4 protein-coding genes and 1 pseudogene are annotated in these 5234 nt (G+C 72.4%); 4 read left to right on the top strand and 1 reads right to left on the bottom strand.

The features are described from left to right. A partial coding sequence (locus WA805_RS04940) for a ribosomal protein L7/L12 (protein WP_425241756.1) occupies positions 1–93 on the bottom strand: 93 nt, incomplete at its 3' end. Between the two features lie 15 nt (positions 94–108). On the opposite strand from WA805_RS04940, the gene WA805_RS04935 reads away from it, so the two are divergent. From WA805_RS04935 to WA805_RS04920, 4 genes and pseudogenes are all read left to right on the top strand, one after another. Then, positions 109–447, top strand: a complete 339-nt coding sequence (locus WA805_RS04935; protein ID WP_425241755.1) for a hypothetical protein — start codon at positions 109–111, stop codon at positions 445–447. 59 nt (positions 448–506) lie between these two features. Then, on the top strand, positions 507–2222 hold the full coding sequence (locus WA805_RS04930; RefSeq protein WP_425241754.1) for a serine hydrolase: 1716 nt from the start codon (positions 507–509) through the stop codon (positions 2220–2222). Positions 2223–2253: 31 nt separating this feature from the next. Next, positions 2254–4137 carry an ABC transporter ATP-binding protein gene (locus WA805_RS04925; RefSeq protein ID WP_425241753.1) on the top strand — a complete coding sequence of 628 codons (1884 nt, stop codon included), beginning with the start codon at positions 2254–2256 and terminating at the stop codon, positions 4135–4137. Further along, positions 4124–5234, top strand: a pseudogene (locus WA805_RS04920) (hypothetical protein); the annotation flags it as partial. The gene WA805_RS04925 and the pseudogene WA805_RS04920, both read left to right, overlap by 14 nt.

Below are 5234 nucleotides of genomic sequence, written 5' to 3'. Positions count from 1 at the left end.
GAGGTCCTTGGCTTCCTTCAGGCCGAGGTCCGGACGGACCGAGCGGACTTCCTTGATCACGTTGATCTTCTTGGCGCCACCGGCGGTGAGCATCACGGTGAACTCGGTTTGCTCTTCGGCGGCTTCGGCGGCGGGGGCGGCGGCTTCGGCGGCGGCGGCTTCGGCGGCGGCGGCTCCGGCGGGGCGGGCAACCCGTTCGAGGCCGACTACAGCGCGCTGATGCAGATCTCCCGCACCACCGGCGGCTCGTTCTACCGCGCGCAAGACGCCAACCAGCTCAGCAGTGCCCTGGACCACCTGCCCGCGGCCTTCACGATCGTCCGCAAGCACCTCGACCTCGCCGCCTGGTTCGCCGGCGGCGGCGGCCTGCTCATCGCCGCGGCGGTGGCGCTCTCGCTGTGGTGGAACCGGACCAGACGCGCGCCTGCCCGGATCGCCGGTCACTGACCGGCCTGGTCCGCCCGGGGCCTATCCTGACCCCGCCCGGCTCTGATTCACTTCTGTCCGTGCAGAGCATCGATGAATTCGTCACCGGGCAGCTGGCTGCCTGGGAGGTCCCTGGGTGCGCCGTCGCCGCCGTCAGGGACGGGGACGTCGTCCTGGCCGCCGGCTGGGGCCACCGTGACCAGGCCGCGGAAACGCCGGTCACCAAGGACACGCTGTTCGCCATCGGGTCGGTCACGAAAGCGTTCACCGTCGCGGCGGTCGGCGCCCTCGTCGACGACGGCCTCCTGGAGTGGGACCGCCCGCTCCAGGACTACCTTCCCGGCCTGCGGCTGCACGATCCCATAGTGACCGGCCGGGTGACCATCACCGACCTGCTGGCGCACCGGTCCGGGCTGCCCCGCCACGACCTGACCTGGATCGGCCACCCGGACCGGTCCCGCGCCGACCTGGTCCGCCGGCTGCGGTTCCTCCCGCTCAGCAGGGACCTGCGCCAGCAGTTCCAGTACTGCAACCTCGGCTACCTGGTGGCCGGGCACCTCGTGGAGGCGCTGTCCGGCATGCCGTGGGAGGAGTACACGCAGTCCCGGCTGCTGACGCCGCTGGGCATGAGCCGGTCGAACCTGTCGGTCGGCGAGATGCTCACCGACCCGGACCACGCCACCGCCTACGAGCGCCGTTCCGGTGTCGTGGTTCCTGTGCCAGCCCGGCCGGTGACCGCCCTGGCGCCCGCGGGCGCCATCAACTCCAGCGCCGACGACATGACCCGCTGGCTGCTGGCCCAGCTCGGCGGCCGCGTGCCCCGCATGCCCGGCCACCCCGACGGCCCGCCGGTCATGTCGCCGGCCACGGTGGCGCTGCAGCACACCCCGCACACGCTGATATCCGAGGACCCGACCTTCCCCGCCTCGACCAGGCACGCCTACGGGCTGGGCTGGCTGATCGGCCGGTACCGCGAACACCGGGTCGCCGAGCACGGCGGCGGCATCGACGGGTTCCAGACCGAGTGCATGCTGCTGCCCGACGACGGCATCGGCGTCATCGTGCTGACCAACACCTCGTCGAGCGCCATGGCACCGGTCGTCGCCTACCGGGTCCTCGACGAGCTCCTCGCGCTGGAGCCGCTGGACTGGTTCGGGGACTTCAAGCCGCGCTTCGACGCGGCCATGGGCGGGATGCGCGAGGCCCGCAGCGTCCGCCGGGTCGTCGCCAGCGCCGCAAGACCCAGGCCACTCGCCGCCTACGCCGGCGACTACGAGCATCCCGGCTACGGCGTGCTCAGCATCACCACCGACGGGGAGACCCTGCGACCCCGGCTCGGCACGCTGGACCTGAGCATGGCGCACCGGCACTACGAGACGTTCGACCTCGAATGGCACGAGCTCGGCGACCAGTCGCACATCTTCCCGCTCATGTTCCTGTCCGACGCCGACGGCGACATCACGGGCCTCACCGTCCCGTTCGAGCCGTCCGTCGACCCGCTGCGCTTCGACCGGCTGCCCGACGCCCCGGCCCGGGATCCCGAGGTGCTCAGGCGGCTGACCGGCACGTACGCCATGGGCCCGGTCGAGATCGAGGTCGCCCTGCAGGGTGACCGCGTGCTGACCGTGGCCACGCCCGGCACCCCGTCGCTGGAACTGGAGCCGGGGCACGGCCTGCGCTTCGGCGTGAAGGGCCAGCCGGCCATCACCGTCGAGTTCGAGCTCGACGACACCGGCGCGGTCAGCCGCCTGGTCGCCCAGCCGCTAGGCATATTCTTCCCGAAGCCGTTAACCTAGAACGAGCATTCGAGGCTGACGACATAGAAGGGTGAGCCCAGCGGAAAAGGAGGCGAAGAAGCGGGAGCGGCTGCGGGTGCGGCAGGAGGTTCAGCTCGCGGCCGCCGTGCGGCGGGCGGACCCGCCGATGGCGGCCGCCTGGTGGGTGATGCTCGGCGCGCGAGGGCTGCTGCCCGCCGCTTTCTCCGTGGTCACCGGCGTGCTGGTGGCGGCGGTCCAGCACCGCGCCAGCCTCGCGGCGCCGCTGGCCGTGGTGGGCGTCGTGTTCATCCTCATGCAGGTCCTCGGGCCGCTGCACACGTCGCTGTCCGCCAACCTCGGCGACAGGACCGCCGCCTGGCTGTACGACGAGCTGACCGGCGCCTGCGCCGCCGTACCGGGGATCGGCCACCTGGAAGACCCCGAGCTCGCCAAAGACCTCCAGGTGGCCAGGGACTTCGACCGCGGCATGACCGCTCCCCCGCTGTCCACCTCGATGGACTTCATCGCCGGCGGCCTGGTGGACATGGTGGCGGGCCTCGCCCAGGCCTGCGTGCTGTTCGGCTTCGCCTGGTGGGCGCCGCCGGTGCTGGCCGGCGCCTGGCTCGCCACGCACTGGCTGCTGCGCGAGAGCGCCGTGTGGAAGGACCGCAACACCGACGAGGTGCGGCAGGCACAGCGGGACGCCGACTACGCCTTCCGGCTGGCCGTCGACCCGCCGGCCGCCAAGGAAGTGCGGATCTTCGGGCTGCCCGACTGGGTGCTGGAGCGCTTCCTCACCAGCAGGCGCCACCTGCACCGGCTGCAGTACGACGCGACCCGGATGCGCGAGCGCTCGGTGCTCGCCAGCCTCGCGATCGTGCTGGCGGCCAACGGGCTCGTGCTGTGGATGCTCGGGTCCGCCGCGCTGGACCACCGGCTCTCCCTCGGCGCGCTCGTCGCGTACGCGTCGGCGGTCGCGGGCGCGTCCATGATCGCGTTCGGCGGGCTGAACTGGGCGCTGGACGGCGCCGCGGCGCCGGTCGCGGCGGTCGCCCGGCTGAAGGCCGCGATGAGCAAGGCCGGCACCATCACCGAACGGGGGCACAACCCGGCGGACGGCATGCCCAGCCAGAACATCGCGTTCCGCGACGTGACCTTCGCCTACCCGGCCGCCCCCGGCCGCCCCGTCCTCAGGAACTTCAGCCTGGAGATCCCCGCGGGCAGCTCGCTCGCCATCGTCGGCCAGAACGGCGCGGGAAAGACCACCCTCGCCAAGCTGCTGTGCCGGCTGTACGACCCGCAGTCGGGCGCGATCGAGGCCGACGGCACCGACCTGCGGGACCTGGACCTCGAATCGTGGCGGCGGCGGGTCACCGCCGTGTTCCAGGACTTCACGCGGTTCGAGCTGACTCTCAGGGAGAACGTCGTCCCGCGGCAGACCGCGGACGGACGTGACCCCGGGGCGCTCGACGATGCCATCAGAGACGATGCCATCAGAGTGGCCCTGGCCGAGGCGGGCGCGACGGACCTGGCCGGCCTGGACACGCCGCTGGCCAAGGGCTACGCGGGCGGCACCGACCTGTCGGGCGGCCAGTGGCAGCGCGTCGCCCTCGCCCGGGCGCTGGCCTCCGTCCGGCTCGGCGCCGGCCTCGTGCTGCTCGACGAGCCGACGGCGCAGCTCGACGTCCGCGGCGAGATGGAGATCTTCGAGCGGATCCTCGCCGCCACCAGGCAGTGCACGACCATCCTCATCTCGCACCGGTTTTCCACCGTCAGGCACGCCGACCGGATCGCGGTCGTCGAGGACGGCCGGGTCGTCGAGCTCGGCAGCCACGACGAGCTGATGCAGCTGCACGGCCGCTACTGGCGGATGTTCTCGCTGCAGGCGCAGCGGTTCGCCGCCGGGACGCCCGAGGAAGGCGAGGAGGAGGTGACGTTCGATGTCCTCTCATGAGCGGCTGCGCCGGGTCCCGGGCGGCGGCGACGCGCTACCGCCCGGGCTGTCCTCGATGTGGCGGCTGTGCCGCCTGGGGTTCCACTACGAGCCGGCGCTGATGGGCACCGCCTTCGTCCTCGCGCTGGCCGCGGCGCTGCCCGACGCGCTGCTCGCGGTCTGGTTCACGCTGCTCGGCAAGGGCCTGCTCGAGAACAGCCCCGGCCTGCTGTGGTTCGCGATCGCGGCGATCGCGGTCTCCGTCGTGGCGACCTGGCTGCTGCAGACCGTGTCCACCAGGATCCAGCGGCGCTTCAGGGACAAGGTCACGATCGCCCTTGAGTCCCACGTGGCGCGGCTGCAGGCGACCATCGACACGATCGCGCACCAGGAGCGGCCGGAATACCTCGACCGGCTGTACGTGCTCCGGGAGCAGATCTTCACCCTCGACCACATGTACTACTCGGTGTTCTCCACGGCGGGCTGGATCCTGCGGCTGGCCATCACCGTGGCGCTGCTCGCCACCGTGAACCCGGTGCTGATCCTGCTGGTGCTGTTCGCCGTCCCGACGGTCGCGGCCACCTCCTGGCGCCCGGTCGTCGAGCGGACCGCGCAGGAGCGCGGCGCGCAGGCCGACCGGCTGGCGCGGCACCTGTTCACGCTGTCCACCACCGCCTCGCCGGGCAAGGAACTCCGGGCGCTCGGCGTCGGCCCCGCGCTGGCCCAGCGCCGCCGGGCATCCTGGGAACGCTGGTACGGCCCGGTAGGCGCCGCCAGGACACGGTCCGCGGCTTGGTACGCGGCCGGCTGGGCGATCTTCGGCCTCGGCTACACCGGAGCGATCATCCTCGTCACCGCGGGGCCGCACGCGTCGGCCGCGTCGGCGATCCTCGTGCTGACGGCGGGCGCGAGGCTGTCGTCTTACGTCGGCGCCACGGTCAGCGAGATCGGCTTCCTGCGCGGCACCTGGATGGACGGCGCCAGGAGGCTAGCCTGGCTCGAGGACTACGCCGCCGCCGTCGCGCAGGACGCGGACCTGCCCGCCCCCGGCAGCATCACGGAGGGCATCAGGTTCGAGCACGTGACGTTCCGCTACCCGGGGTCTGACCGGGTCGCGC

This window comes from Trebonia sp., from assembly GCF_049794275.1.
Taxonomy (GTDB): Bacteria; Actinomycetota; Actinomycetes; order Streptosporangiales; family Streptosporangiaceae; genus Trebonia.
Note: the sequence above shows the minus strand (reverse complement) of the source record. Positions and strands in the feature narration are given on the sequence as shown.